Consider the following 26,976-nt stretch of genomic DNA (forward strand, 5'->3'; position numbering starts at 1 on the left):
CTACATGGCCGTAATGCCGCCGTCGAGCACGAATTCGGTGCCGGTCATAAACTTCGATTCATCAGAGGCCAAATAGACGATACCCCAGGCGATGTCGTCGGGCTCGCCCATATGGCCGAGAGGAATCTGGCGCTCGAGCTTGGCCTTGGTCTTGGCGGGATCGGGTGAGCCCTCGTACATGGCCTTGACCATGGGCGTGTCGATAAAGGTCGGATGCACCGAGTTGCAGCGGATGTTGTAGCCCTGGCGCGCGCAATAGAGTGCGACAGATTTGGTCAGCAGCCGCACCGCACCCTTGCTGGCGTTGTAGGCGGCGAGGTTGTGGCCACCGATCAGCCCCGAGACAGACGAGATGTTGACGATCGAACCACCCGCCCCGTCCTCGCGCGAGGTCTGCTTGATCGCCGCGACACCGTACTTACAACCGAGAAAAACGCCGTCTGAATTGACCGCCTGGGTGCGTGTCCAGTCCTCGAACGAGGTCTCCTCGACATTGCCCATCTCTGCGATGCCGGCGCTGTTGACCAGCACATCGAGGCGGCCATGACGGGTTAGCGCCACCTCAACCACCGCCTGCCAGCCGGCCTCGTGGGTGACATTATGCTCGAGAAACAGAATGTCGCCGCCTATCTCCGCCGCCACCGCATGGCCCGCTTCGGCCTGGATATCGGTAATCACTACCCGCGCACCCTCCTCTACCATGCGCTCGGCACTGCGCCTGCCGATGCCCGATGCCCCGCCCGTGATCAATGCGACCTTGCCATCCAACCGTGCCATGCCGACCCCCTATGCTGCGTCCGGGACCACGATACGCGCCTGCATAGCTTGACTCAATTGGCACCTCACGCCCAAATGTGCCGACATGAGGGACGCCGTGACCACAACACCATCAGCCGCAGACACACACCCGCGCCAGCGCGCGACGGTGCTCGATTCCGAGATCACTTATGTCGATACCGGCAAGACGGACGGCCGCCCGTTGGTGTTCCTACACGGTAATCCGACCTCGTCCTATCTCTGGCGCAATATCATTCCGCACCTGGCCGAGGGCAATCGGTGCTTGGCACCGGATTTGATCGGCATGGGCGATTCCGGTGGCGCGTCGAACGACGACTACAGCTTTGCCACCCACGCGCGTTATCTCGATGCCTGGCTTGCAATCATGGACCTGCGCGATACAGTCTTGGTAGTGCATGACTGGGGTTCAGCGCTGGGCTTCCACTGGGCCTATCGCAACCAGGACCGAGTCGCCGGCATCGCCTACATGGAAGCCTTGGTACGCCCGGTCCGCTGGGCCGACTGGCCCGACAGCGCACGCGAGTTCTTCCAGGCGCTGCGCTCGCCCGCAGGCGAGGAAATGGTACTGGAGAAGAACCTATTCGTGGAGGTGCTGCTGCCGCGCGCAATATTGCGCGGGCTGACGGATGCTGAGATGGCGCACTACCGCAAGCGCTACACGCAGCCCGGCGAGTCGCGCCGCCCGACGCTGACTTGGCCGCGCCAGATCCCTATCAATGGCGAGCCGGCAGACGTGGTGGCCATCGCCGAAGCCTATTCAGCGTGGATGGCGGCAAGCGACCTGCCCAAGCTTTTCATAAATGCCGAGCCCGGCAGCATCCTCGTCGGCGAGCAACGCGAGTTCTGTCGCGCCTGGCCCAACCAGACCGAGATCACGGTGCCTGGGCTGCATTTCATCCAGGAGGACTCGCCTGATCAGATCGGCGAGGCGGTGAGCGACTTCGTAGCGCACCTCGGCTAAGGCGTTGCACGAGACTGGCTGTTTTTCTCATCTTCGGCCAATACAAGTCTTTGACTATTAAACAAAAATCTGTACCTAGCTTATTTCGTAATTCCCGGTGCCACACGTTCGGTGACCAGGAGATAGACTCCGGCGAACAGAGAATTCACTGACTGGCACCTAGCCCCTCGTCCGGCAAATGAAGGGGCACGCGGAGAAACGGAGGATTCGCGTTTGACGGATTTGATGAGGGATGCCAGTCAACGGCGGTACCGATCAGACGCAATACCTTCGCGCTGCCACGAGGGAGGGCGCCGGAAGACGCCGAATGTGATCGCCGGAATCGCAAATGGTACTCGCCCTTGCAAAGCGCCCGCGGCCCTGCCCACAATGTGCCACGGGAGGGCGATTATGCGTAGTCATCATGATATGGGCGGTGAGCCGGCCGGGCCAGTCGAGATCACCGAGGACGACTACGACGTCTGGGAGAAGCGCATCGACGCGCTGCTTTCCTTGCTCATCCAGGAAGAGAAGATCATGCGCGTCGACGAGCTGCGCCGCGGCATCGAGGCACTGGCGCCAAATGCCTATGCGTCTTTGAGCTATTACGAGCGCTGGATTGCCTCCATCGCCGCTATTCTCGTCGAAAAAGACGTGCTGGGTCAGGACGAGGTCGACGCGCGCGTGGCTGTAGTGGCGGCGCGGGAGGGCGAAGCATGAGTCGCTTTGCCGTCAGCGAGCGCGTACAGGTCGCCTTCCACGACCCGCCCGATACCCCGCGCAAGCCGCATCTGCGCACGCCCTGGTACGTGCGTGGCAAAAGCGGTGAGATCGAGCGCATCTGCGGCGAATTCCGCAATCCCGAAGGCCTGGCCTATGGTGAGGACGGCCTGCCCAAGCAGACACTGTATCGCGTACGGTTCTCCCAATCCCATCTCTGGCCAGATTATGCGGGCCCGGCTCACGACTGCGTCGAGGTCGAGATCTACGAGCATTGGTTGGAGCGGACGTCATGAGCGACGAAGTCAGGCACCGTCACGGTGTCCACGATCCTCATTACCGCCACCTCGCGATCGCGGTGCACGAACTGCTTGTCGAGAAAGGCGTGCTGAGTGAGGATCGAATTGACCGCCAGATCGTGCGCATGGATGCACGTAGCCCGGCCGATGGTGCTCGCATGGTGGCCCGTGCCTGGACCGACCAGGCGTATCGCGCCCGCATGCTCGCTGACGGTAGCGCCGCGGCCGAGGAAATCGGTCTCGTCGTCGACGGTACCCTGTTGGTGACAGTCGAAAATACGGACGCGGTGCACAATCTTTTCGTCTGCACACTTTGCTCCTGCTATCCGCGCTCGATTCTCGGCTTACCGCCGACCTGGTACAAGGCGCCGGAATACCGCAGACGGGTGGTGCGTGAGCCGCGCAAGGTGCTGGCCGAGTTCGGCGTCAGCGTGGCGGATGACGTCGAGCTGCGGGTGCACGATTCCACCGCCGATATGCGCTATATTGTACTGCCACGCCGACCCGACGGCACCGAGGGCTGGAGTGAGGACGCGCTTGCCAAGCTTGTGACCCGGGACAGCATGATCGGCGTTGGTCTGCCTTTGTCGCCGGAGACCGCACAAGCGGCAGAGTAGGGCACAAGCATGCTCAAGGTTTGGGGGCGGCGCAACTCGTCCAACGTACAGAAGGTGCTGTGGTTTTGCGACGAGGCGGCGCTACGCTTCAAACACGAGGAGATCGGCGGCGAGTTCGGCCGTACCGCCGATGCCGACATGCTGGCGCGCAATCCCAATGCCCGCGTCCCCACCATTGAAGATGATGGTTTCGTGTTGTGGGAGAGCAACGCCATCCTGCGCTATCTCGGAGCAAAATATGCCTCCGGTGCCATGTTTCCGACCGAGCTCAAGGCCCGGGGCGATGCGGACCGCTGGATGGACTGGCAGCAATCTACGGTACTAGCACCGCTGACCACCATCTTCTGGGGTCGGGTGCGAACGCCCGAGGCCTACACTGAAGAGCAGATCGCGCAAGCCGAAACGGCGGCCGTGCAGCTCTGGAAGATTCTCGATACCCGCCTCAAGGGACGTGACTGGATCATGGGCGATACATTTACCATTGCCGACATACCGCTCGCCATCCTCGCCTGGCGTTGGTTTTCGCTGGCCAAGGAACCGCCTACCATGGCGGCGCTTGACGCCTGGTTCGTGCGTATCCGTGCGCGTCCCGCATTTGAGGCCCGCGTCTCCAGCATACCGCTCACCTGATAGCGTGGACAGACACCGTAGCTTGCGGCAGAGTTCTCCCTATGCATGACTTGGTAATTAAAAATACCGTCATTTACGACGGCAGTGGCGAAGCGCCGCAACATGCCGCGCTCGCCGTTAGCGAGGGCCGTATCGCGGAAATCGGTAGTGATGTTGGAGCCGGCCGCGAGGTTGTCGATGCGGAAGGCTTGGCGCTGGCGCCGGGTATCATCGACACCCACACCCATTACGACGCACAGGTCACCTGGGACCCCTGGCTAGACCCCTCCTCACGTCTCGGCGTGACCACGGTGGTGATGGGCAATTGCGGCTTTACCGTAGCGCCCTGCAAGCCGCAGCACCGTGCGGCCACCGCACGCAATTTATGTAACGTAGAAGGCATGTCGATCGAGGCCTTGCGCGAGGGCATGCGCTGGGAGTTCGAGAGCTTTGGCAACTATCTAGATCATTTGGAGAGCCGTGGCGTTGGCCTCAATGTTGCGTGCTTTGCAGGCCATTCCTCGATTCGCACCTGGGTGATGGGCGACGACGCTACCGAGCGCGCGGCCACTGCGGACGAGATTGCGGCCATGGCAGACCTGGTGCGCGAGGCGATGGCAGCCGGCGCTATCGGCTTCGCTACCTCGACTTTCGAGGGCCACAACGGCGCCGGTGGCGTGCCCATGCCCTCGCGGCTGGCAAAACAGGACGAGTTGCAAGCGCTCGTCGTCGCCATGGCCGAGGGCGACCGCGGCACCTTCATGCTCACGCGCGGCTCAGGCTCGCGGCTCAGCTTTCTCGAATCCCTTGCCGAAATGGCGCGGCGGCCGGTAATCGTCGCAGCGCTACTGCACAATCCTTTGAACGACCAGACAACGACGCGCGCAATGCAAAAGATCGCCGAGGCCAACAGCCGCGGGCGCGAGCTTTACGGCCAGGTCTCCTGCTGCCCGCTGACTTTGGATTTCACCTTGTACAACCCGTACATGATGGAGGCGTTCGACTCCTGGAAGCCAATCATGGAAGCGGAGCCGGAAGACCTGCCACGCCTGTATCGCGACCCGGAGCTACGCGCCGCCGTGAAAGCCGAGATCGCCGAGCCGGGAAAAATAACCGCGTTCACCGGGGACTGGAGCGGCATCAAGGTCGCCGAGGTCGCGAACCCCGCCAACCGCGACAAGGAGGGTCGCGATACTGCCGACCTGGCAGCGGAGGCGGGCGTCGATCCACTCGACTGGATTCTCGACTTCGGTCTCAGCGAGGACATGAAAACGACCTTCGCCTCGGTGCTCTTAAACGCCGATAGCCAAGCGGTGGGTAAGCTGCTCAGCGACCCCTACAGCACGATCGCCTTGTCGGACGCCGGCGCACATCTCACCTTCTTTTGCGACGCCGGCTTCGGGCTGAATCTCTACGGCAGCTGGGTGCGCGAGCGTGGTCTGTTTTCGTTGGAGCGCGCAATCTACGAGATGACCGGCCGCCAGGCGGACATCTACCGTATTCGCGGCCGCGGGCGCCTCAGGCCCGGCGCTTGGGCCGACATGATGCTGTTCGACCCGACGACCGTAGCGCGGTCGCCCAACCTCCGCGTCCACGACCTGCCGGCCGGCGCCAGCCGCCTGGTCTATGATGCCAAGGGCCTGCACGGCGTCTGGGTCAATGGCAGCCACATTGCCGATGCTGGGGGCCTCATCACCAACGGCGCGTTGCCCGGCATGGTAATCCGTAAGTTCGATAGCTAAGAGTCTGAGACAAAGGCCTTATAGGTCAGCGCCTCGGAGGTCTCCCAGAATCGTCGCGCCATAGTCTCGGGTTTCGAAGCGTGTAGCAGCCTTTACAGATCGTGCGCTCGATATCGTTACAGACCCCGTCCTCTCTTACTTAGACGTCCCCTCAGTACCGGGCCGCCACGGCGCATTTCACCCTGTTCAGCCGCCGCCGTGCCCACTAATGCCGTAATCGAATGCCCAGGCCATACCGTCCCGGGTGGCTCCGGCCGGGCTGTACTCGCAGCCGACCCAGCCACGATAGCCGAGACTGTCGAGCAAGTTGAACAGATAGGGATAGTTGATCTCGCCATTGTCGGGCTCGTGGCGACCGGGAACACCGGCGATCTGAATATGGTCGATTAGCGGCAGCGCTTCCTCCAGTTCCGCCGCCAGATTACCACCCATGATTTGGCGGTGATAAAGATCGAACTGCAAGAACAGATTGTCGCTCGCGACCTCATCCATGATGGCGCGTGCCTGATCGATGGTGTCGAGAAAATAGCCCGGCATGTCGTGCCGGGTATTGATCGGCTCGATCAGGGCGCGTACGCCGCGCCTAGCGCATTCCGCTGCCGCCCAACGCAGGTTGTCTATAAAGCACACATGAGCCGCCGCCGCATTGCCATCCGCCCCTAGCATGCCCGCCATCACGTGCAACCGCGGACAACGCAGGGTCTCGGCATAATCGAGCGAGCGGTGCACACCGTCACGGAAATCCTCCTCCCGCCCCGGCACCGCGCCGAGCCCCCGCTCGCCCGCTGCCAGATCCCCAGGCGGCACGTTGAAAAGCACCAGTTCGAGCCCGTTGGCGAAAAGACGCTCGGCGATCTCGCCGATACGCCACTGGTAGGGAAACTGGAACTCGACCGCGCCAAAGCCGCAATTTGCTGCCCCCCGAAACCGCTCAAGAAAATCCAGCTCCGTGAACATCGTGGAGAGATTGGCGGCGAAGCGCGGCATTGGCGTAGCGGCGCCCTCAAGCCGCCGGGTTGCGCGGCAAGGCTGTCTCCACGAGCCGCGCAAAGAAGCTCGCCCCAACGGGCAGGATCTCATCGTTGAAGTCGTAGTGCGGGTTATGCACTGTGACGCAGGCGGGACCGTCGCCATTGCCGACGAAGGCATAGGCACCGGGCTTTTCCTCAAGAAAGAACGAGAAGTCCTCCGAGCCCATGACGGGCGGTTGTGCCGGCGCCTCCGCGCCCAGCACGTTGGCCGCAACCTCACGCGCAAAGGCGGTCTCCGCGTCGTGGTTGCACGTCGGCGGGTAGCCCTTGCGGTAGGAGAAAGCGACGCCGGCACCGTGCGCCGCGGCAACGCCCTCGAGCACCTCACGCATGCGGCGCTCAGCCATCTCGCCGACGGCGCTGTCGAAATGCCGCACCGTGCCGCCAAACTCCACCGTATCGGGAATCACGTTGAAGGCATCGCCAGCGTGCAGCGTGGTCACCGATATCACCAGAGTCGCCGAGGGATCCGCATTGCGCGAGACGATGCCCTGCAAGGCCGAGATCATAGCTGCAGCAGCCGGCACCGGGTCGGTAGCCATATGCGGCATGGCACCGTGGCCACCCTTGCCCTGGACGGTGACACGGAACTCGTCCGCCGCGGCCATCACCGGGCCAGGCGACAGCGCGATGGTGCCCGTGGGCAGGCCCGGCATATTGTGCACGCCGTAAATGGAATCTACCGGATAGCGCTCGAACAGCCCGTCGTCGATCATCGCCTTGGCACCAGCGAAGCCTTCTTCCGCGGGCTGGAAAACGAAAACCACGGTGCCAGCAAAATTGCGGTTCTCGGAGAGATATCGCGCGGCTCCCAGCAGCATCGCCGTGTGCCCGTCATGGCCACAGGCATGCATCAAGCCATCCTTGGTAGACTGATAGGATAGGCCCGTCTCCTCCGTAATCGGCAGGGCATCCATGTCGGCGCGCAAGCCGATCGCAGGCCCGTCGCCATTGTGGATGACCCCCACCACACCCGTCTTGCCTATGCCTTCCGCGACCTCGTCGAGACCAAACTCGCGCAGTCGCTCCGCGACCACCGAGGCTGTGCGATGTTCCTCGTAGGCCAGCTCGGGATGGCGATGAATGTCACGGCGCCACTCGCGCATGACATCGTGGAATGCCGCTATTCGATTGACGACTGGCATGGCCACTCCTTGCTGGTTGAGCATCTCCAAAGTACCGGACGTTAGCACGGGATCAGCGACTTCGCTACGCGCCATGTCGCGTGCCAGTGCGAGGCTATTTCACAAGACCCGAACGCGACTTCGATGCTATAGAGATTGGCAAATTTTGGGGCAGGCTTGCAGCTGGAGGCAAGTGGGAACCATGATTCCCGGTATGGGCATCAGACTGGCGGGCAGAATCTCGGAGGCTAGTATTCTAGTGATCGAGAACGATGCCACCCAGATGCAGCTGGTGACAGCCATGCTGAAGAGCATCGGCGCTGGCCGTGTCGCCTGCGCGCAATCGGCCGAGGACGCCTTCGCGGTCATCGGCTATCCAGAAGCTGGGCCGAAGACGCACCCGGTGGATCTAATCCTGATGGATGTGGTCCTAGCTGACAGCAACGGCATTGATCTGTACCAACGACTTGCCGCATCGCCGGCGATGGCGCTGGTGCCAATCATCATCATCACTTCCCTCTCCGATGCCGAGACACTCAAGGACGCCTTCGATGCGGGAGCCGCCGACTTCATTACCAAGCCGATCGCCGATTACGAGCTTGAGGCACGCGTCAGTGCGGCTCTCGGCTGGCGGCGTTCAATGCTGATCCGCATAGAGCGGGAGAATGAGTTGGAAAAGCGGGAGAAGGAACTGGTCAAGGTTACCGAGGTCCTGCAGCAGACAAACGAGCGGTTACAACTCTTGTCGACACGCGACGCACTGACGGGTATCGCCAACCGCCGCGGGCTGAACGATTTTCTCGAGATGGAATGGCGCCGCGCCGCGCGCGAGGAAGGCAGCCTATCCCTGTTGATGATCGACGTAGACGATTTCAAGAACTTCAACGACACCCATGGGCATCAGGCCGGCGACGAATGCCTCTGGATGGTCGCCCTCTGTCTTAAGGACTGCCTCCATCGCGGCGCCGATATGGTTGGCCGCTATGGCGGCGAAGAGTTTCTTGCCGTGCTCCCCGATACACCGATCGAGGGCGCGATGAATGTGGCCGAGGTCATGCGGCAAAGCGTGGAAGAGAAAGGTATTGCCCACACCGAGTCCCGCACGGGCGCAGGCGTGGTTACGGTAAGCGTCGGTGTCGCCTGCGGTAAGCCGAAAATGGCAATGGTCTCTGATAGTTTGCTAACCGCCGCCGACACCGCACTCTACGAGGCCAAAAGCCAGGGCCGAAACCGTGTCGTCACCGCGCCAGATTTGGTGACGGCGGCTTAGGCTTTCTTGCGATAGACGGCACCCTCGCTGACCACATAATCGACCCGGTCGTCAGCTAGCGCCTGCGCGCATTCTTCTGGCGCATTGATAATCGGCTCCTCGTGAGCGTTAAAGCTGGTATTGATCAGCACCGGGATGCCACTGGCCTGCTTGTAAGCAGCGAGGATATCGTAATATAGCGGGTTGGGCTCGCGCTCGATAATCTGTGGCCGAGCGGTGCCGTCAACATGGACGACCGCCGGGATACGCGCACGCCATTCGGAGCGCACCGCGCAGGTAATGGTCATGAAACGGGCGGCATAGGAGAGCCCGTCACCAAGGACGAAGATCTCGGCCGCATCATCGGCCGCAACGACGGGTGCGAAAGGCATGAATTCCGTGCGCCCGAGCCTGGCGTTGAGAACGTCGTTGATGCGACTATCGGTTGGCGCTGCAAGGATGCTGCGCGAGCCGAGCGCCCGCGGCCCGTATTCGCCACCGTGGCTGAAAATAGCGACCGCAGCGCCCTCTGTCAGCAACTTCACCGCGGTCTCGACCGGCGCCCCAGGCAGAGCTTCGAGGCGGGCATCGCCGGCAAGAACGGTATCGGCCTTGCTACCCCAATCCCTCCCCAGATAGAGCGTATCGAGACGCCAGCGGCTCGCAAGCCAGCGCTCGAAACCGTCGCGGGCGAGCAAGAAATCGAGCACGCCGCCAGCCGCCAAACCAGCATCGCTCATCGCGGGATAGACGAAAATCTCATCGACGTCCGTTTCCTCGGCAAGGCGTTGATTGAGTCGCACATTGCCGAAGACGCCGCCAGCCAGGCCCAGATTGCGTACCGGATGGCGTGTCAGCAAGCGTCGCACCGCGGTCAATACGGTCTCTTCCAGCAGAGTCTGGACGGAAGCAGCAACATCGGCAGGCTTGGCTCCATCTGCCAAGGCGAAGATATGCCTACGCATCGCCGTGTAGTTCTCGAAGTCGCTATTAATACAGCCCTTATTATCTACAGAAAAATGTGTAGCTAATGACTGGTACAGCGTCGGTTCACCGAACGCGGCGAGGCCCGTTAACTTCCCCTCGTGACGGTTCATACGATAGCCGAGCGCCTGCGTAGCATAGCCATAGGCCAGACCCAGACTGTCAATACGCTGCGGCTCGAGAAGCCCCGCATCACCACCATGCAAGGTCTCGATGGCACCATCACGAAAGACGCGATGGCTGTATTGTACGTTGTCGCCACCGCCGTCGGCGGTGTAGAGCAGCGCCTCATCCCAGTCCGTATGGAACAGGGTAGGCAAGGCATGGGCGCGATGGTGATTGTAGAAAGTGACCGGAATGTCAGCGCGAAAGCCCTGCTCGCTCCTGAAGCGCTCGACGTTGAAGATTCCTGCTGCGTCCGTGCACCTGGCGCGGATCAGCTCGCGCTCCATGCTCTTCTGTTTTTGCTTGCCGAGCGCCTGGCGAACTTTGCCTTCAACCCAGCGCCCGCCGGAGAAATGGTTGAAGTAGTGCCAGGGAAAGACGGCCCGGCCGAGTGCCACCGCATCAACATCAACACGGCCCGCACCGACTACATCAAGGCATGCGTCGATTGCCTCGCCGGGGATGCGGCCACCGTCGATCTTGCGCCGGGTCAGGCGTTCTAGCTGGATGGCCGCACGCATGGCATAGTCCTCGAAGAGAATCGCCACGGCATCGTGGTGGCCGGAATGAACGCCGAGAATGAGCATGTGTGATAGCACCGGAGAAGGGGCAAAAACGCGTCCCCCTCATGCCAAATTTTTGCTTCACTCGCAATGCGCCGCGATATTTTTATGTGCGAACGTACTGCTGCCCAGTTCCCCTGTCATGGCAGCCGATGAGCTATATATCGCTTTCGAAAGTGCGCCCCAGGTCAGCAGAGATGAGGCGTTGTTTCACGTCCCCACCGTCTGGCACGGGCGTTGCCGCGTGCCGATCTTGGCTTAGCCCTCGCGGATACCACGTGCAACCTCGGCGGCCCGCACCAGCGCGGTCAGCGTATCATGGGTCGGCGTGTCCACGCCTGCAGCCTTACCGGCGCCGGCGATGGCACCGTTGATGGCGTCTATCTCGCCCGGGCGACCCGCATCCATGTCCTGCCACATGGACGGCCGGCCATCGCGAATCTTGCTGCCGAATGCGTGTACATAGGCAACCGCGTCGTCGAAATCGAGGCTGATGCCTTTGGCGCGCGCTACCGCCGCGCCCTCGCTGGCACAAGCCGAAGCCACGGCCCAGGCATCGGCGTCGTCAAGCACGCCGCCCGCGGTCAGACCGGTCAGGGTGCAGACGGCGCTGAAGGTACCGTTGCAGATCAACTTCTCCCAGATTAGCTGGTGAATATCGTCGAAGCATTTCACGTGGAAGCCCGCGTTTCTCCATACCTTGGCGATGGCTTCGAGGCGCAACGTCACCGGGCCTTCCATCTCACCCAGGCGAATCATCTCCATGCCCTCATGGCGGGCATGTCCCGGCGCCAGCATCTTGGCGCCGAAGCCACCGGCTACGCCGATGGTCACACGCGCTGCGCCGAGCGCCGCCGCCGCCGCATCACCACTGCCGAGACCGTTCTGGATGGTCAGCACGGGCGCCTCGGGCGCCAGCATGCCCACCACGCTTTTAGCCGCGGCCCTAACGTGCCGTGCCTTGGTGGCAAGGATAACAAGCTCGCAGGCGCCCACCTCACTCGCTTCCGTGGTGGCGTTCAGAACAACCGTATTGTCGCCGCTGGCACCCTCGATATGCAGGCCGTTCGCGCGAATCGCGTCGACATGCTCCTGCCAGACATCGACCGCCCAGATCTCGTTGCCGGCTTTGGCCAACAGCGCCGCATAGACCGAGCCCATGGCGCCACACCCCACCACCGCAATTTTCATGCTTGCCTTCCTCCCGTCATAACGGCGCACAGTGTGTCCGAGCTGGCGGGCCACGGCAATGGCGTGCTATCGCTCAGGCCTCAGGTAGGAGTAAAACATGCGCGAATATGAGATTGAGCTCGGCACCGACGATGGCAACATGGACTGCTTCGTCTGCCATCCCGACGAGGGTGGACCTCACCCGGCGGTGATCCTGTACATGGACGCGCCCGGCATCCGCGAGGAGCTGCGCGACATGGCGCGGCGCATCGCCACGGTGGGCTATTTCGCGATGCTACCCAACATGTACTACCGCACCGGCCGCGAGAGTCATTACGGCTTCGATCTGTCGCGCATCCGCGTCGACGATGGCGAGCAGAAAAAGATGTTCGGCGTCATGAACAGCTTGAGCAATGCTCGTGTGGTTGCCGACACCGGACCCATGCTCACGCATATCCGAAGCACCGAGGCCGCTTCTGCAGGCGCCGTCGGCTGTGTCGGTTATTGCATGAGCGGGCAATATGTAGTCTCGGTCGCCGCGGCCTTTCCGGACGACTTCGCCGCCATCGCTTCGTTCTACGGCGTCGGCATCATTACCGAGCGGGACGATTCACCACACCTCAAAGCGGAGCGCATCAAGGGAGAGCTTTATCTCGGCTTCGCCTCCGACGATCCTTACGTGCCGCAAGACCTGCTCGACCGCATGCCGGGCATCTTCAAGGCCGCTGGTGCCAATGCCCGTATCGAGGTCTACCCCGGCACCGAGCACGGTTTTGCCTTCCCGCAGCGCCCCGTCTACAACAAGCTGGCGGGCGAGCGTCACTGGCAGCGTATGCTGGCGCTGTTCGATCGCCGGCTACACGACTGAGGGCTTACCGAAGATTGACGACAGGCTGTAAAGCTCTGCGCAAGCTCATCACCGCAAGGCCTCGACGAGAAGAAAATATCGACGAGGGCGGCGTCAATCTCGGCCGATTTCATCGATCCGACTCCAATTCAGCCCAACATGATCTAGCATAGCCACTCACTGGCAGAGCTCGCGAGGACGCAATGATCCCCAACCGTTACCCTACCCTCGACTTCGGTCTCAGCGAGACCGTGAACATGCTACGCGAGTCGGTAGCCGATTTCACGGCCGAGGAGATTGCGCCACGGGCAGCGGCAATCGATGAGAGCAACAATTTTCCCAGCGATCTCTGGCGCAAGCTGGGCGATCTCGGCCTGCTCGGCATTACCGCCGATGAGGACTATGGCGGCACCGGCATGGGCTATCTCGAGCAAGTGGTGGCGATCGAGGAAGTGAGCCGTGGCTCGGCCTCCATCGGCTTATCCTATGGTGCCCACGCCAATCTTTGCGTCAATCAGATCAATCGCAACGCCACGCCAGAGCAGAAAGCGCGCTACCTGCCCAAGCTCATCTCGGGCGAGCATATCGGCGCGCTGGCCATGAGCGAGCCCAGCGCCGGCTCGGACGTTGTCGGCATGAAGCTGCGCGCCGAGAAACGCGGCGAACGCTACATTCTCAACGGCAGCAAGATGTGGATCACCAACGGCCCCGACGCCGATACCGTGGTGGTCTACGCCAAGACCGACCCGGAAGCGGGCAGCCACGGTATCACTGCCTTCCTTATTGAGAAGGGCTTTCCCGGCTTTTCCACGGCCCAGAAGCTCGACAAACTCGGCATGCGCGGCTCCAACACCGGCGAGCTGGTGTTCGAGAACTGCGAAGTACCCGAGGAGAACGTGCTCGGCGAGGTCGGCGGCGGCGTCGGGGTGCTCATGAGCGGCCTCGACTACGAGCGCACGGTGCTAGCCGGCGGGCCGCTCGGCATCATGCAGGCCTGCATGGACATCGTCGTGCCCTATGTGCACCAGCGCGAGCAGTTCGGTCGGCCGATCGGCACTTTCCAACTCATGCAGGGCAAGCTCGCCGACATGTACACCACCATGAATGCATGCAAGGCTTACGCCTATGTCGTCGCCAAGGCCTGCGACCGCGGCGAGACCACGCGCAAGGATGCCGCTGGCGTGATTCTCTATACGTCCGAGAAGGCGACCTGGATGGCACTCGAAGCGATACAGGCACTGGGCGGCACCGGCTATATCAACGAAAGCCCCACGGGGCGCCTACTGCGCGATGCCAAACTCTACGAGATCGGCGCCGGGACGAGCGAAATCCGCCGCATGCTCATCGGCCGGGAGCTTTTCGAGGATACCGCTTAGCTATTAGCGACAGTGACCTATTAATTTGGGCATGATTGACGCTGACGGACCGGCCATCCAGTCTACGACTGTGCGGCCGGATAGCCTCTCTCTATACTGACAAACGCTGAGACGAAATTCCACATCGTCAAAACCCACATCTCGAAACACATGGCGATAGGCGTTGATATAGGTTGTTTAGGCTGCGAGCGAAGGCCGCAACACCATCTTGTTGCGGGCCACCGATGAAGCTCGTGCGGGTGATCGAAAGCACCAGCCTGTTGTGTGGTTGGCTGGCAGCAGCAGCCTTCTTTACCCTCGGACTGATTGTCGGCTACGAGGTTTTCATGCGGTACCTTTTCCTGGCGCCGACGCGTTGGGTAGAAGAGGTCGCGCGCCTGCTCCAGATCTATGCCGTCTTTCTAGCTGCAGCCTGGCTGGTGGCGCGACGCGAGCATATTCGCATCACCGTGCTCGCCGCCGCCCTGCCGCCGCGCCCGCGCCTTTGGCTGGCGCGCCTAGCTTTGGCCGTGGTTGCGCTGATCGCCAGCGCCGGCGCCTGGCATGCCGGTACCCTACTACGCTTCTCGGTGGAGATGGAGCAGTTCACCGATTCGACCGTCGGCCTGCCCATGTGGCTGCTTCAGGCGCCAGTGGTCGCCGGCCTCGGCCTCGCCAGCCTGCAGGCGCTCGCCACTCTGTGGCGCAGCTTCCTCGAGCCTGAGCGCCTCGTCGAAGCAGCGGATCCCGCGAGCGTATGACGCCATGGAAGCGCTGCTCGTTTTTCTCGCTCTCTTCGCGGTACTGCTGATCGGCGTCGATATAGCCTTCGCCCTCGCGGGTCTCGGCCTAGCCTTGCTGCTGATCGGTGGCTTTTCGCCGCTGATTATGCCCCAAACCATGATGGCTAGCATGGACAACTTCATCCTGCTAGCGGTGCCATTATTCATCCTGATGTCGAATGTTCTGTTGCGCGGTGGCGCTGGCGACGACCTCTTTGCCGCGGTGCAGAGCTGGGTCGGGCACTGGCCTGGCGGGCTCGCGGTGGCAACCATTCTCTCATGCGCCCTTTTCGCCGCTATCTCCGGCTCCTCGGTGGCAACTGCGGCGACCGTCGGCACGGTAGCCATTCCGGCCATGGCGGCGCGTGGCTACGACCGCCGCTTCACCTATGGTCTGCTAGCGGCGGGTGGGACGCTCGGCATTCTCATCCCGCCGTCGATCCCGATGATTGTCTATGGCGTGGTGATGTCGGAATCGATCGTCGATCTGTTCCGCGCCGGCGTCGTTCCCGGCCTTATGCTTACGGCCCTATTCGTGGCTTATTCCGTGCTGCAGGCGCGCTTTGGCGGTGCCTGCCAGCCCGAGCCGCGGGCCGATTGGCAAACCCGGCGTACCGCTAGCTTACGCGCGGCACCAACGCTAGCGCTGGCCCTAGTCATCGTGTTCGGCATCTATTTTGGTGCCTTCACGCCGACCGAGGCAGCTGGCGTCGGCTTCCTGCTGGCAGCAGCCATCACCCTCGGCTGGCGGCGTAGCCTACTCCCGGCCGATCTGGTGCCTATCGCGCTCGAATCAGCGCGTACCTCTGCCATGATCTTGTTCATCGTCGCCGCCGCCAGCGTCTTCGGTAAGGCGCTGACGCTCTACCGCATCCCGCAGGAGGTCACAACGCTGGTGGTAGGCAACATCGCCTCGCCCGAGCTGTTCATAGCCGTCACCTGCGTCCTGCTGCTGGCCATGGGCTGCGTACTGGAAGCGCTTTCCATGATGCTGCTCGTGGTGCCCGTGGTGCAGCCGGCTCTATCTGACCTCGGCGTCGACCCGATCTGGTTCGGCGTCATCTTCACCATGATGATCGAATGTGCTCTGATCACGCCGCCGGTAGGACTTAATCTCTTCGTTATCCGTGCCGTTGCCAGCCAGTCGCTCGGCGCCGGAGAAACAGCTACGGTCGGCGATGTCGTTCGCGGGACACTACCCTTTGTCTTGCTTATCCTATTCGCAGTCGTCTTATTGATTGTCTGGCCCTCGATTATTCTAGCCGTTATCCACTAAGGAGACACACATGTTCGCCGCTCCGCCAGTTATCGAGACCCGCGTCTTCAGCCGTATGCCCGAGCGCTTCCGTAAGCCCAATACGCGTAACGAGTGGACCGATATCATGTTGCTCGGCGGTACGGCGGACTGTTTTCTCGAAGGCCCATCCTTCGATGCCGACGGCAATCTGTGGCTAGTTGACATTCCCTTTGGCCGTATCTTCCGCGTCTCGCCAGATGGTGAATGGACCTGTGCAGCCGACTATGATGGCGAGCCAAACGGTCTCAAGCTCCATGCCGACGGGCGGATCTTTATCGCCGATCACAAGCAGGGAATCCTGCAACTCGACCCGGCCACAGGCGCTGTCAACCCAGCACTCGACCGGCCACGGCTCGAACGCTTCAAGGGCTGCAACGATCTTTTCTTCGGCGCCGACGGCACACTCTATTTCACCGACCAGGGGCAGACCGGTCTGCATGACGCCAGCGGGCGTCTTTACCGCTTGCGCACAGACGGCGGCCTTGATCGCGTACTGGAAGGAATTCCGAGCCCGAACGGCCTAGTAACCAATCTCGACGAAAAAATTCTCTATCTCGCTGTGACCCGTGACAACGCGGTCTGGCGCGTGCCCATGTTGCCGGGCGGCGAGGTTACCAAGGTTGGGGTCTTCGTGCAGATGTCGGGCGGCCTTGCCGGCCCCGACGGCATGGCGCTTGATGTCGCCGGCAATCTGGCAGTGGCCCATGCGGGGCTGGGAACGGTGTGGCTGTTCAGCCCTCTTGGAGAGCCGGTCGCACGGGTGCGCAGCTGCGCCGGCGTCATGACCACCAATGTCGCCTATGGCGGATCCGACAACAAAAGCCTTTACATCACCGAATCCGAAAGCGGCAGCATACTCGTTGCCGAGATGCCAGAGCCCGGCCGCAAGATGTACGGTTGAGGCCGAGCCGGAAGCGCCGCAACAAGTCTAACGCGCGTCGAGGAAATCCAGCACCGCCTGGGCGGCAGCGGTGCCGTGGCTCAACACCACACCATGGCGGGCACGGGAGAACAGCATCAACTCAGCGCCGGGCACCAGAGAATGAGTATCGGCGAGCGTTAGCGGCGACAGGAAGGGGCTCGAATCGCCGGCAATCATGAGTGTGGGCGTGTCGATACGTCCCAGCTCATCAGAGAGATCGACCTCGGCCAGCATGTCGCCCTGGCCGAGCACCACATCGCGATTGCAGGCTGACTGAACGGCGTGGAACCAGTTCCATTCGCGTTCGCTTATGCCACCAGGGAAGAAGCGCCGACCCATCATGGTTTTGGACCAGGCGACCATGCCATCGTTTTCGATCTGCTGGCGCCAAGCAAGCAGCCCCGAGACAGCACCGCCTTTGTGCGGCGCGGTGCACGAGGTGAGGCTCAAGAGAGCCTCGCCGTGGTGGATGGCAAGGTAATAGCCGAGCGCGCCTCCCATCGATTCACCGACGTAATGGAACTGCTCGGTCCCAGCTGCTTTAGCCACGGCCAGGGTATCGGCGGCAAGACCCGGTATCGACCAGTCGTAGCCGACACCGGCGCTTGCCGAACGGCCATAGCCGCGCACGTCGAAGCGCACCAGGCGGAAGCGCCGCGACAGGACAGGCCACCACTTGCACCATATGCGGTGATCTATACCGACGCCATGGTGAAACAGAACCGTCTCGGGTGACTCCACCCATGGCGGGTTCAGATCGATAATGTCATACCAAATATCACCGTTGGCGGTTTGCAGCATGCTCATGCGCTGGCTCTCCCTGAAAGCTATCGACCACCTTTGGTATAGGCGGAAGTGGCATGCCTTGGCGAGCCCGCTATGATAGCGCTCCCCGCAACCCTGCCCAGACTGCCATGCCCCGCTCGCCCCGCCCCAAGGATGCCGCCACGCTTATACTGCTGCGTCACAGCCATGGCGCAGCGGAAGTGCTGCTGGGCCAACGTAACGCCAGACACGCCTTCATGCCCAACCGCTATGTCTTTCCCGGCGGGCGCGTCGACGCCTATGACCACCGGGTACGCGTCGCCAGCGAGTTGAGGCCCGAGGTGCGCGACCGCCTTGAACGCGCGACAACGCCGGCACGGGCGCATGCGCTAGCCGTAGCCGCGGTGCGCGAGACCTGGGAGGAGACCGGACTGCTTCTGGCCCAACCCCTGCCTTACGGCATGTCCTCAACCAAGCGGGCGCCGTGGGACGCTTTCACCGAGCGCGGCTTAGCGCCCGCATTGGATTGCCTTGACTACATCTATCGGGCGGTGACACCGCCGGGGCGGCCACGACGTTTCAATGCGCGGTTCTTCTTGGCAGATGCAGCCAATGTCAGCGGCGAGTTGGCCGGCGACGGGGAGTTGCTGGATTTGCGCTGGGTGGCGCTTGACGAAGCGCTTTCGCTGCCCATCCCCCAGGTCACCCATCTGGTTCTCGAGGAAGTGCGGCGCATCATGGACACACGGCCTGATACGCCCAAAAACCGGCCGTTGCCGCGCTTTCAGACGGTCAACGGCCGCTTCGTCTTCGATCACGAATAGGCGCTATCCGCTCTCAACCCGTCCGGCCTTGACCTCGGTGCCGGCGGGCATATCCTCGCCCGCCACCAGCCAAAATCTATCGCCGCCGCACGCCCGGCCACGGCCGTTGCTGATCGGCTCCGCCAGGGTATAGATACGGTCGATATACTAGTCAGTGCGGCGGTTGAGGTCGGGACGGTCGTTCTCCACGTAATCGGGCCGCCAGGACTTTCGCCCTACACAAATACTGACGATCGACAGTGCTGAAAACACGAGCATCTGATACCGCCAATCGAACTCGGGCATGGCCAGCAGCAGAAGCCCGGTAACGCCAGCCGAGACGCCAAACCAGAGGAACAGAGTTCCTGGTAGTAGGGCCCCGATAATCATGAAGGTGACGCCGGCGATCCACCAATGCCAATACTGAACCTCGGTGAAGAAGGCGGGATCCATTTCCATGGCTTAGGCTTCCCGATTCCAGGGCCCGTCGCCACCGCGCGTGACCCCAACCTGCTTGCCAAGCTCAGCGACACCGGCCACCGCTCCCATCACGTCTAAAGCCTTGAGCGGCATCAGCATGACCCTTTCGTTATTGGCATTCCCAATCGCTTCCAGGGCCAAGTCGCCGTTCTCAACGGATCCACACTTGCGGTTTATGCGGAAAAGGCAACCGCCACCACCGTTGCCACTGCTACAGGCCGTGTTTGCATGGTCCCGTCCACTACCAAATTTCGAATAATCTTTTCACTCGATGGCAGAATGGTCAAATAAACGCCGATATCGCGTTTTAGAGACGGAGGGAAAACATGGTCAAGATCGCAACTTTTGAGACTAACCTTTACCGTATTCCGTTGCCGACACCCGTGCGAGGTGCCAGCACGGGCATCATGAGCGACTTCGACATGGTCATGGTTCGTCTAACCGATGACGATGGCGTCGAAGGCACAGGCTATACCGCCGTGATGCTGGGGCAAGGGGCATCCATCGCCACCATGATCGACACGGTTTACGGCGACATCGTCAGCGAAGGCGATCCGCGCGCGATTGAAGGACTTTGGGCCAAGATGTGGAAGCGCCAGCACTATGCTGGACGCGGCGCGCCGGCCAGCTTTGCCATCGCGGCGATCGACACGGCGCTTTGGGACTTGCGCGCCCGCGCTTTCGACGAGCCTCTCTGGCGCCTGCTCGGCGGCCACGATCCTGCGGTGCGCGCTTATGCCGGCAATATCGACCTCAATTTCCCGCTGGAGAAGGCCGTCGAAGGTGCCTGCCGCAGCGAAGCGGCAGGATTCCGGTCGATCAAGACGCGCCTGGGCAAGCCGACCTTGAAAGAGGACTTGGCGCGCATCACCGCCGTCCGCGAAGCGCTCGACCCTGACACGGAACTCATGGCGGATGCCAACGAGGCCTGGCGGCCGGACCAAGCGTTGCGGGCCTTGCGGGCACTGCGCCCCCTGGATCTGGTATGGGTGGAGGAGCCTATCACCCCTGACGATTTTTCCGGCTATGCGCATTTGCGCGCCCATGGCGGTGTGCCGCTGTCGGCCGGCGAGAACTTGCACACACTCGCCGAGTTTGCCCAACTCATCGGCGCCCGCGGCATCGACTTTCCCGAGCCCGACCTGACCACCTGCGGCGGCATCACCCCGTGGATGAAGGTCGCGCATCTGGCCGAGGCGAATGCCCTGCCGGTAACCTCCCACGGCGCCCACGATATTCACGTGCACCTGCTCGCGGCAGTGCCCAACGCGGCCTATCTGGAAGTGCACGGCTTTGGCCTCGACGCCTATATGGCCGATCCGCTGGAGATGCGCGATGGGCTGGCGATCGCGCCCGAACGTCCGGGACACGGCATCACCTGGAATTGGGGCGCACTGTCTGCCCACCGGGTGTGACTCGCTATCAGATAGCTTCCGCTGTGAAGGCGAGCTTGTCTCCCGCAGTCAGCGCACGGTGCAAGAAAATAGCGTATTTTTCGGTTTTCAACACCTCAGCCAGGCTCTCGGTCCTGGTCCGATCGGTGCTGGGCACAGGGAACTCGTGTTCAGCGAGGCCGTCGCGGAGTTGTAGTCGGCCGCCCAAGCCGCAACATTGCCGCGTAGGGTGTGTCGGCGAAGGCCGGCACGCCAAGTTCGGCAAGTGCACCGACCAGCGCGATTGTGCGGCTACCCTAGCCGCCAGCAATGAAAAAAACAGCTTCACCCGGCGCGACGGTCGTTACGCCCATGGTCGGGCGGTTCGCAAAAAATACGACCCGGGTCGAGCTGCCCGAAATCACTGATCCCCGCCTGGCCCATGACCACGTCAATCTCACCACGCAGGATGTCTATGGCGTGCGTCGCGCCCGCCAAGCCGCCGACCGTCACGCCGTAGAGTGTCGAGCGCCCGAGGAAGACGAACTCGGCGCCGAGGCAGAGCGCAGTCAACACGTCCGAGCCGCGCCGGATACCACTGTCAAACATCACCGTCATACGCTCGCCGACTGCCGCCTTAATGGCAGGCAGTACGTCGAGCGGTGACGGCGCCCGGTCGAGCTGACGGGCGCCGTGATTGGAGACGATGATACCGTCCACGCCCATATCCGCAGCCCGCACAGCATCAGTCGTGCTCATGATTCCCTTGAGCACCAAAAAGTCGGGCCAGAGATTGCGAAAATTCTCGACATCGCGCCAGGTTATCGGCGCCGGCGTCTGCGTGGCGACCAGGTCTGCGACCTGATCAGATGTCGGATCGTCACCCGCATAAGCCGCCCAGTTGGCAAAGGTCGGTTTGCCGTTTTTGAGATAGCCGGCCAGCCAGTGGGGATGGCGCAGCGCCTCGATCTTGGTGGCAAGTGATAGCTTCAAGGGCCGCGAGAAGCCGTTGCGCCGGTTGCGCTCACGTTTCGCATGGATCGGCACGTCAACGGTGAAGACCAACGTCTTCAGACCGGCCTCGTGAACGCGGCGAATCATATCTTCCGATATCGCCTTGTCGCGTGCCGCATAGAGTTGGTACCAGCCGTGATCGGGCGCCAGCTTGCCCAAATCCTCAATCGAGCCCGTGCTCGCGCCCGACAGGATGAAGGGAATGTTCGCCTCGCGCGCGGCTTGGGCCAACATCATATCCGCGCCAGGGCGAAACAACGCCGCGAGCCCGGTCGGCGCGATGCCGAACGGCGACGCATAGTCATGCCCGAACAGCCGCGCCGTCTGATTGCGCGTGGCGATATCAACCAGATACTGCGGGATCAGCCGGTGCCGGCGAAACGCCGCCTGATTATGGTTGAGGCCGTCCTCGTCATCGACGCCACCCTCGATGTAGTCGAAGGCTATCTTCGGCAGATAGCGCTTGGCCATGTGCCGCAGATCCTCGAGATTTATGGCGTCGCAAATGTTCATGACACTCCTCAATAGGCCGGCGCTATAGCATGCATGGGCTTAGGCTGGTACCGCGAATCCGACTAACAGATTTGCGCCCCGGGGATCAGGATTGTTGAGCCGGTCGTGCGACGGTCTTCAAGATCAGCATGCGCCCGGGCTGCGTCCCGCAAGCCATAACGCTGGTTGATCTCGATGCGCAGGGCGCCGTCCGCAATGAGCTTGAACAGCTCCGCCGCGTTGCGCGAGCGCTGTATGGGGTCCTTGACAAAACAGGCAAGCCCGCCACACGGGTGACATTGAGCGCCTTGGGCGCCAGCCGCGTTGTCTGCAAGAGTGGCGTTGGGCCAGACGACTGGCCATAGCTCACCATCCAGCCGCGCTCGGCCAGGACATCGATGCCCTTGTCGAAAGTGTCCTTGCCGATGGCGTCATAAATGGCATTGACGCCCTTGCCCTGGGTCAGGTCCATGGCTGCCTCGGCAAAATTTATCTTGCGATAGAGGATGGGATGGTCACAGCCGTGCGAGGCAGCAAGCGCAGCCTTGTCGGCATTCCCAACCGTGCCGATGACCGTGGCGCCGAGATGTTTGGCCCACTGGCAAAGCAACAGGCCGACCCCGCCCGCCGCGGCGTGCACCAGTACGGTGTTGCCAAGCTTAACAGGATACAGCTCACGCACCAGATAATGCGCCGTGAGCCCTTTCAGCGTCGCCGCCGCGGCGGTCTCGTCCGAGATGCCGTCCGCCAACTTGATCAGCCGGTCGCACTGGATGAGGCGCCGCTCGGCATAGCTGCCGAGCATCATACAATAGGTCACACGGTCACCCTCGGCAAAATCGCTCACACCAGGACCGATGGCCTCGACAGCGCCCATGCCTTCCATGCCGAGCGTCACCGGAAGTTCGCGCAGAGGATAGGCGCCAGAGCGTTGGTTGACGTCAATGAAATTGAGCCCGATGGCACCGTGACGGATGCGCACCTCACCGGGTCCGGGATCACCGACCTCGACCTCCTCCCAGCGCATCTCCTCGGGCCCGCCGGTCGCGTGGATACGTATCGCATGGCTCGTTGTCATGTGCCGCACTCCTCCAAAGAATGGGACTGGACCATTGCCTAACCACAGGTCAGAATCGCAGCGCCACCGCAAGGACAAAAGGATCCAGCGCATGAAGCTCTACGATTTCGGCCCTGCTGCCAACTCCAAACGCGTTCGAATGTTCCTGGCTGAGAAGGGCCTTAAGCTTCCCACCGTAGAGCTCAACGTCCGCGACGACGAGCAATTCAAGGAGCCCTTCACCTCGATGAACCCGTTCCACTGCGTGCCTTTCCTTGAACTCGACGACGGTACGGTGATCGCGGAATCGATCTCGGTATGCCGCTATCTCGAGGAGCTACATCCTGAACCCTCGCTATTCGGGCGCACGTCAGCCGAACGCGGCATCATCGACATGTGGACCCGGCGAGTTGAGCTCGACGGCTTCCTGCCACTGCTTCATGCGACGCGTAACGACATGCCTCTATTCGCCGGGCGTGTCGTGCCCGGCACGCGCACCGATCTCGCCCAGCTGCCAGCCATGGTCGAGCGCGGCCAGGAAATGGCTCATGTCTTTTTTGGGCGCCTCGAGCCACACATGCAGGACAACGAATTCATTGCCGGCGCGAACGTAAGCAACGCCGACATCACTGCCTGGTTCGTGGTCAACATGGCCAACCGCTTCAAGATGGGTATCGGAGAGCGCTATCCCGGCATCCAACGCTGGCACACCATGTTCTCCGCCCGGCCAAGCACAGAGGCTTAGCACCCTTACGACAACCGGCTAATGCATCGTGGCAAGCATTCCAGAAGACTTCCCGATTTCCGGTCTGAAAGCAGCCCGGATCGATGGTGCCCATATCGGCCTATCGGGCGAGACTATCACGGACACGGGCCACACTCACGAGGCAGGTTAGATTCTTACTTCTATTTCTGCATGACGAATAGTTGCCAGGGATTGGCTTCGCTATCGGGATCTATCATTATCTCGATCAGCGCGGGGGCGTTCCGTTCTATGGCGGCGGCAAGCACTGGGCGCAGGGCTTCCGGGTTGTCGACGCGCGCGCCGTGCACGCCAAAGCTCTCGGCGAGCGCCACAAAGTCCGGGTTCTCGAGCTCTGAGGCGATGATGCGGTCCTGGAAGCGAGTCCGCTGGTCACGGCGGATATTACCGTAGGCCGAGTTGTTGAAGACCAGCACCACGACGCCAAGGTCGTGCTGCGCCGCGGTCGCCAGCTCCTGCACGCCGAACATGAAGCCGCCATCCCCCGCCACCGAGATTACCACCCGGTCCGGGTTGGCCGCTTTAACGCCCAGCGAGGTCGGATAGCCGAAGCCGAGCGTGCCCTGGTAGCCGGCAGTGATATATTGCCGCGGCCCTGCCATGGGCAGGCCGTAATAGGACGCATAGCCGACTTGGCAGAGCTCCTCGACGAAAAAGCCGTCGGCCGGCATGATCTCGCGGATGACATCGAGATAGCCCATCTGTGGCTGCAATTCCTGCAGCCGCACCTGCGCACGGTCCTTGGCTGTAGCCGTCTCGGTCCGGCGCCCCGCGCCGGCCGGGCGAATACGCCCGGAAAGCGCCGCCGTGGCCTCGGCTGCATCGCCCAAAATGCCAACCTGCGGCACCAGGCGCGCGAGCTCTTCCTCGTCGATATCAATGCGAATGAGCGCCGGCGGCGGGCGCACCTCGGTGATAGCATTCATGAAGCCGCGCCAGCGCATATAGGGCAGCTCGAGCCGCGTGCCGATGCCGAGCAGCACGTCGGTCTCGCGCCACAGCACCTGCGCCGCCAGCGCCGAGACCGCCAGCGCATGGTGCTCGTCGATGACACCACGTCCGGCGCGGAACGACCCTACTGGCGCGCCCAGCGCCTCGGCCAGCGCCAAGACCCCGGGCCCAGCATGGCGGGCGCCGCCACCGACCAGGATCAGCGGCGCGCGGGCACCGTTCAGCAGTGCCGCCGCCTCGTCGAGGGCAAGCGGATCGGCGCGGGGCGGGCGGTCCGCGCCGGCGGGCGGCAGGAAACACACCTCGGCGCTCTCGCCCATGGTGTCCCAGCACATCTCCAGCGCCGCCGGGCCGGGCCGGCCCGAGAGCATGGCGCGGAAGGCGCCCTCTACCGCTGCCGGCACGTCCTCCGTGCGATCAATATGCGTCGCCCATTTGGTGATCGAGCGCAGAGTGGCAAGCTGGTCGGGGATCTCATGCAGGTGTCCGCGCCCCTTGCCGAGAAAGCCAGACGGCACCTGGCCCGTTAGGCAGAGCACCGGCTGGTTGGTGGCTAGCGCCGTGCACAATGCGGCGCCGGTATTCAGCACGCCGGGCCCCGGCACCACGGAATAGACGCTCGGCTTGCCGGTCGACTGCGCATGGCCAAAAGCCATATAGGCAGCCGCCTGCTCGTGGCGCGTCACCACGGTACGAATTTTATCCCGGACGCCGTAAAGGGCGTCGAACAGGGGATAGGTCTGCACGCCGGGCACGCCATAGACGGTGTCGATGCCGTGGGCAATCAAGGCTGCGACGATAGCCTCGCCGCCGCACACGGTCTCAGGTGCGCTCATAGCTGCTGTCGCAAGAAATCGAGCACACTAATCACGGCATATTGCCGTACCCGGTCGCGATCGCCGGGCAGGCGCACGAGGCGACTTTCGGTGCCACGTTCGCGCGCCAGGCCGAGATAGACTGTGCCGGGCCTCTCTCCGCTGGGGTGATCGCGCTCGAAGATGCCGGTGGTCGCCAGCCCGATATCGGCGTCGAGCGTCTCGCGCACTGCCACCGCCATGGCGCTTGCCGCCTCCGGCGTCGGTTGTGCCGCAGGTAGGCCAAGCGGCGGCTCGCCCTCGAGCGGGCTGACGACGGTTCCACGCAGCACATCGTCGGCGCCAGGCACCAGCGCCAGACGGGTACCGGCGATGCCGCCGGTAACCCCCTCGGCGACCGCCAGTGTCAGGCCCTTTTCGCGCATGGCCCCGATCACCACCGATTCCATGGTCTCGTCATCGGTGCCAAAAATGATCGGCCCGAGCATGTCGCGCAACCGCGTTTCCTCTTCGGCGAGTACGGCTTCGGCAGCGGCCTCGTCGGCAGCCTTAGCCGTAATGCGCACCTTGATACCCTCGATGCCGCTAGCCTGAAACGCCAGCGTCGGCGAGCCGAGGCGGTCGAGCTCCGCGATACGCTCGGCTAGAATTTCAGCCAAGCCTGATTCTGTCTGGCCCCAGGTGCGCACGACGCGACTGCGGATCACCGCTGTGGTACCAGCTCGGCGCCGCAGGTCGGGCAGGATGGTGCCCTCCATCATCAAACGCATCTCGAAAGGCACGCCGGGCACGGCATAGATCACCTTGTCACCGACCGGGCAGATTAACCCCGGCGCGGTACCGGGCATTTGCGGGATGGCGGACGCGCCTTCTGGCATGTCGGCTTGGCGTAAATTGTTAGCGGCCATGGGGCGACCGCGCGAGGCGAACAGATTGCGGATGTGCTCGGCCATGGCCTCGTCGCGCAGCAGCGGCACGCTCATGATCTCGGCGATGGCCTCGCGTGTGATATCGTCCTGGGTCGGACCCAGCCCACCGCAGGTGATCACCGCATCGGCGCGCGACAACGCGAGGCGGATGGTCTCGACCATACGCACCTGGTTGTCGCCGACCTTAGTCTGGTAATAGGAGTCGATCCCCGCCAGGGCCATCTGGCCGCCGATCCAAGACGAATTCGTATCGACGACCTGGCCGAGCAGAAGCTCGGTGCCGACCGCCACCACCTCGCAGCGCATGTTTCCTCCGCATC

General features: G+C 62.5%; 23 protein-coding genes and 2 pseudogenes. 14 read left to right on the forward strand and 11 right to left on the reverse strand.

The genetic code is table 11. From position 1 onward, the window contains the following. Positions 1-777 (reverse strand): glucose 1-dehydrogenase, encoded by a 777-nt coding sequence (locus tag QF629_00905; GenBank protein MDP6012097.1) that lies wholly within the window; start codon positions 775-777, stop codon positions 1-3. 85 nt (positions 778-862) lie between these two features. Between QF629_00905 and QF629_00910 the strand changes: the two genes are divergently transcribed. The 5 genes and pseudogenes from QF629_00910 (at position 863) to QF629_00930 (ending at position 5,725) form a co-directional block, all read left to right on the forward strand. After that, positions 863-1,759, forward strand: coding sequence for a haloalkane dehalogenase (locus tag QF629_00910; GenBank protein MDP6012098.1), 897 nt, complete (start codon positions 863-865; stop codon positions 1,757-1,759). A gap of 408 nt (positions 1,760-2,167) precedes the next feature. Continuing rightward, a pseudogene (locus tag QF629_00915) lies at positions 2,168-2,754 on the forward strand (nitrile hydratase subunit beta). Beyond that, complete coding sequence (gene nthA, locus QF629_00920) at positions 2,751-3,374, forward strand: nitrile hydratase subunit alpha (GenBank protein ID MDP6012099.1); 624 nt, start codon at positions 2,751-2,753, stop codon at positions 3,372-3,374. The pseudogene QF629_00915 and the gene nthA overlap by 4 nt, the downstream one beginning before the upstream one ends. Before the next feature lie 9 nt (positions 3,375-3,383). Then, positions 3,384-4,004, forward strand: a complete 621-nt coding sequence (locus QF629_00925) for a glutathione S-transferase family protein (GenBank protein ID MDP6012100.1) — start codon at positions 3,384-3,386, stop codon at positions 4,002-4,004. 41 nt (positions 4,005-4,045) lie between these two features. Further along, the gene (locus tag QF629_00930) at positions 4,046-5,725 is read left to right on the forward strand and encodes an amidohydrolase family protein (GenBank protein ID MDP6012101.1); all 1,680 of its coding nucleotides are present in this window, start codon (positions 4,046-4,048) and stop codon (positions 5,723-5,725) included. Between the two features lie 186 nt (positions 5,726-5,911). Here the strand turns inward: QF629_00930 and QF629_00935 are convergent, their stop codons facing one another. After that, positions 5,912-6,712 (reverse strand): hydroxypyruvate isomerase family protein, encoded by an 801-nt coding sequence (locus QF629_00935; protein ID MDP6012102.1) that lies wholly within the window; start codon positions 6,710-6,712, stop codon positions 5,912-5,914. Positions 6,713-6,728: 16 nt separating this feature from the next. Then, a complete protein-coding gene (locus tag QF629_00940; GenBank protein MDP6012103.1) occupies positions 6,729-7,901 on the reverse strand; it encodes a M20 aminoacylase family protein in 1,173 nt (390 codons plus the stop codon). A gap of 181 nt (positions 7,902-8,082) precedes the next feature. Here QF629_00940 and QF629_00945 point away from each other — a divergent pair, with 181 nt between their 5' ends. Then, a complete protein-coding gene (locus QF629_00945) occupies positions 8,083-9,150 on the forward strand; it encodes a diguanylate cyclase (GenBank protein ID MDP6012104.1) in 1,068 nt (355 codons plus the stop codon). Here QF629_00945 and QF629_00950 read toward each other — a convergent pair. Together QF629_00950 and QF629_00955 are read right to left on the reverse strand one after the other, a co-directional pair. Beyond that, complete coding sequence (locus tag QF629_00950; protein ID MDP6012105.1) at positions 9,147-10,865, reverse strand: carbamoyltransferase C-terminal domain-containing protein; 1,719 nt, start codon at positions 10,863-10,865, stop codon at positions 9,147-9,149. The two genes, QF629_00945 and QF629_00950, sit on opposite strands and share 4 nt — an antisense overlap. Before the next feature lie 234 nt (positions 10,866-11,099). Next, on the reverse strand, positions 11,100-12,032 hold the full coding sequence (locus QF629_00955) for a 2-dehydropantoate 2-reductase (protein MDP6012106.1): 933 nt from the start codon (positions 12,030-12,032) through the stop codon (positions 11,100-11,102). Positions 12,033-12,129: 97 nt separating this feature from the next. Between QF629_00955 and QF629_00960 the strand changes: the two genes are divergently transcribed. From QF629_00960 to QF629_00980, 5 genes are all read left to right on the forward strand, one after another. Continuing rightward, positions 12,130-12,879 carry a dienelactone hydrolase family protein gene (locus tag QF629_00960; protein ID MDP6012107.1) on the forward strand — a complete coding sequence of 250 codons (750 nt, stop codon included), beginning with the start codon at positions 12,130-12,132 and terminating at the stop codon, positions 12,877-12,879. Positions 12,880-13,061: 182 nt separating this feature from the next. Beyond that, positions 13,062-14,234, forward strand: a complete 1,173-nt coding sequence (locus QF629_00965; GenBank protein MDP6012108.1) for an isovaleryl-CoA dehydrogenase — start codon at positions 13,062-13,064, stop codon at positions 14,232-14,234. Positions 14,235-14,458: 224 nt separating this feature from the next. Continuing rightward, a complete protein-coding gene (locus QF629_00970; GenBank protein ID MDP6012109.1) occupies positions 14,459-14,974 on the forward strand; it encodes a TRAP transporter small permease in 516 nt (171 codons plus the stop codon). Between the two features lie 4 nt (positions 14,975-14,978). Beyond that, the gene (locus QF629_00975) at positions 14,979-16,271 is read left to right on the forward strand and encodes a TRAP transporter large permease (protein MDP6012110.1); all 1,293 of its coding nucleotides are present in this window, start codon (positions 14,979-14,981) and stop codon (positions 16,269-16,271) included. A gap of 10 nt (positions 16,272-16,281) precedes the next feature. Then, positions 16,282-17,193 carry an SMP-30/gluconolactonase/LRE family protein gene (locus tag QF629_00980; protein MDP6012111.1) on the forward strand — a complete coding sequence of 304 codons (912 nt, stop codon included), beginning with the start codon at positions 16,282-16,284 and terminating at the stop codon, positions 17,191-17,193. 27 nt (positions 17,194-17,220) lie between these two features. Here QF629_00980 and QF629_00985 read toward each other — a convergent pair whose 3' ends face one another. Continuing rightward, positions 17,221-18,021 (reverse strand): alpha/beta fold hydrolase, encoded by an 801-nt coding sequence (locus QF629_00985; GenBank protein MDP6012112.1) that lies wholly within the window; start codon positions 18,019-18,021, stop codon positions 17,221-17,223. Positions 18,022-18,074: 53 nt separating this feature from the next. On the opposite strand from QF629_00985, the gene QF629_00990 reads away from it, so the two are divergent. Then, on the forward strand, positions 18,075-18,803 hold the full coding sequence (locus QF629_00990) for an NUDIX hydrolase (protein MDP6012113.1): 729 nt from the start codon (positions 18,075-18,077) through the stop codon (positions 18,801-18,803). A 147-nt stretch (positions 18,804-18,950) separates the two neighbouring features. Here QF629_00990 and QF629_00995 read toward each other — a convergent pair whose 3' ends face one another. Continuing rightward, positions 18,951-19,241: an NfeD family protein gene (locus QF629_00995; protein ID MDP6012114.1), complete on the reverse strand. Its 291-nt coding sequence runs from the start codon at positions 19,239-19,241 to the stop codon at positions 18,951-18,953. Positions 19,242-19,588: 347 nt separating this feature from the next. Here QF629_00995 and QF629_01000 point away from each other — a divergent pair, with 347 nt between their 5' ends. Further along, positions 19,589-20,677, forward strand: a complete 1,089-nt coding sequence (locus QF629_01000; protein MDP6012115.1) for a mandelate racemase/muconate lactonizing enzyme family protein — start codon at positions 19,589-19,591, stop codon at positions 20,675-20,677. 303 nt (positions 20,678-20,980) lie between these two features. On the opposite strand, the gene QF629_01005 is transcribed toward QF629_01000, so the two are convergent. Next, the gene (locus QF629_01005) at positions 20,981-22,162 is read right to left on the reverse strand and encodes an alpha-hydroxy acid oxidase (protein ID MDP6012116.1); all 1,182 of its coding nucleotides are present in this window, start codon (positions 22,160-22,162) and stop codon (positions 20,981-20,983) included. A 62-nt stretch (positions 22,163-22,224) separates the two neighbouring features. Further along, a pseudogene (locus tag QF629_01010) lies at positions 22,225-23,219 on the reverse strand (quinone oxidoreductase). 91 nt (positions 23,220-23,310) lie between these two features. On the opposite strand from QF629_01010, the gene QF629_01015 reads away from it, so the two are divergent. Beyond that, positions 23,311-23,943: a glutathione S-transferase family protein gene (locus QF629_01015; GenBank protein ID MDP6012117.1), complete on the forward strand. Its 633-nt coding sequence runs from the start codon at positions 23,311-23,313 to the stop codon at positions 23,941-23,943. Between the two features lie 161 nt (positions 23,944-24,104). Here the strand turns inward: QF629_01015 and QF629_01020 are convergent, their stop codons facing one another. After that, complete coding sequence (locus QF629_01020; GenBank protein MDP6012118.1) at positions 24,105-25,748, reverse strand: thiamine pyrophosphate-binding protein; 1,644 nt, start codon at positions 25,746-25,748, stop codon at positions 24,105-24,107. After that, positions 25,745-26,962, reverse strand: coding sequence for a CinA family nicotinamide mononucleotide deamidase-related protein (locus QF629_01025; protein ID MDP6012119.1), 1,218 nt, complete (start codon positions 26,960-26,962; stop codon positions 25,745-25,747). Before QF629_01025 ends, QF629_01020 begins: the two co-directional genes overlap by 4 nt. Positions 26,963-26,976: the final 14 nt, after the last annotated feature.

The sequence above is a fragment of the Alphaproteobacteria bacterium genome (assembly GCA_030739735.1).
In the GTDB taxonomy this organism is placed as follows: domain Bacteria; phylum Pseudomonadota; class Alphaproteobacteria; order UBA7887; family UBA7887; genus UBA7887.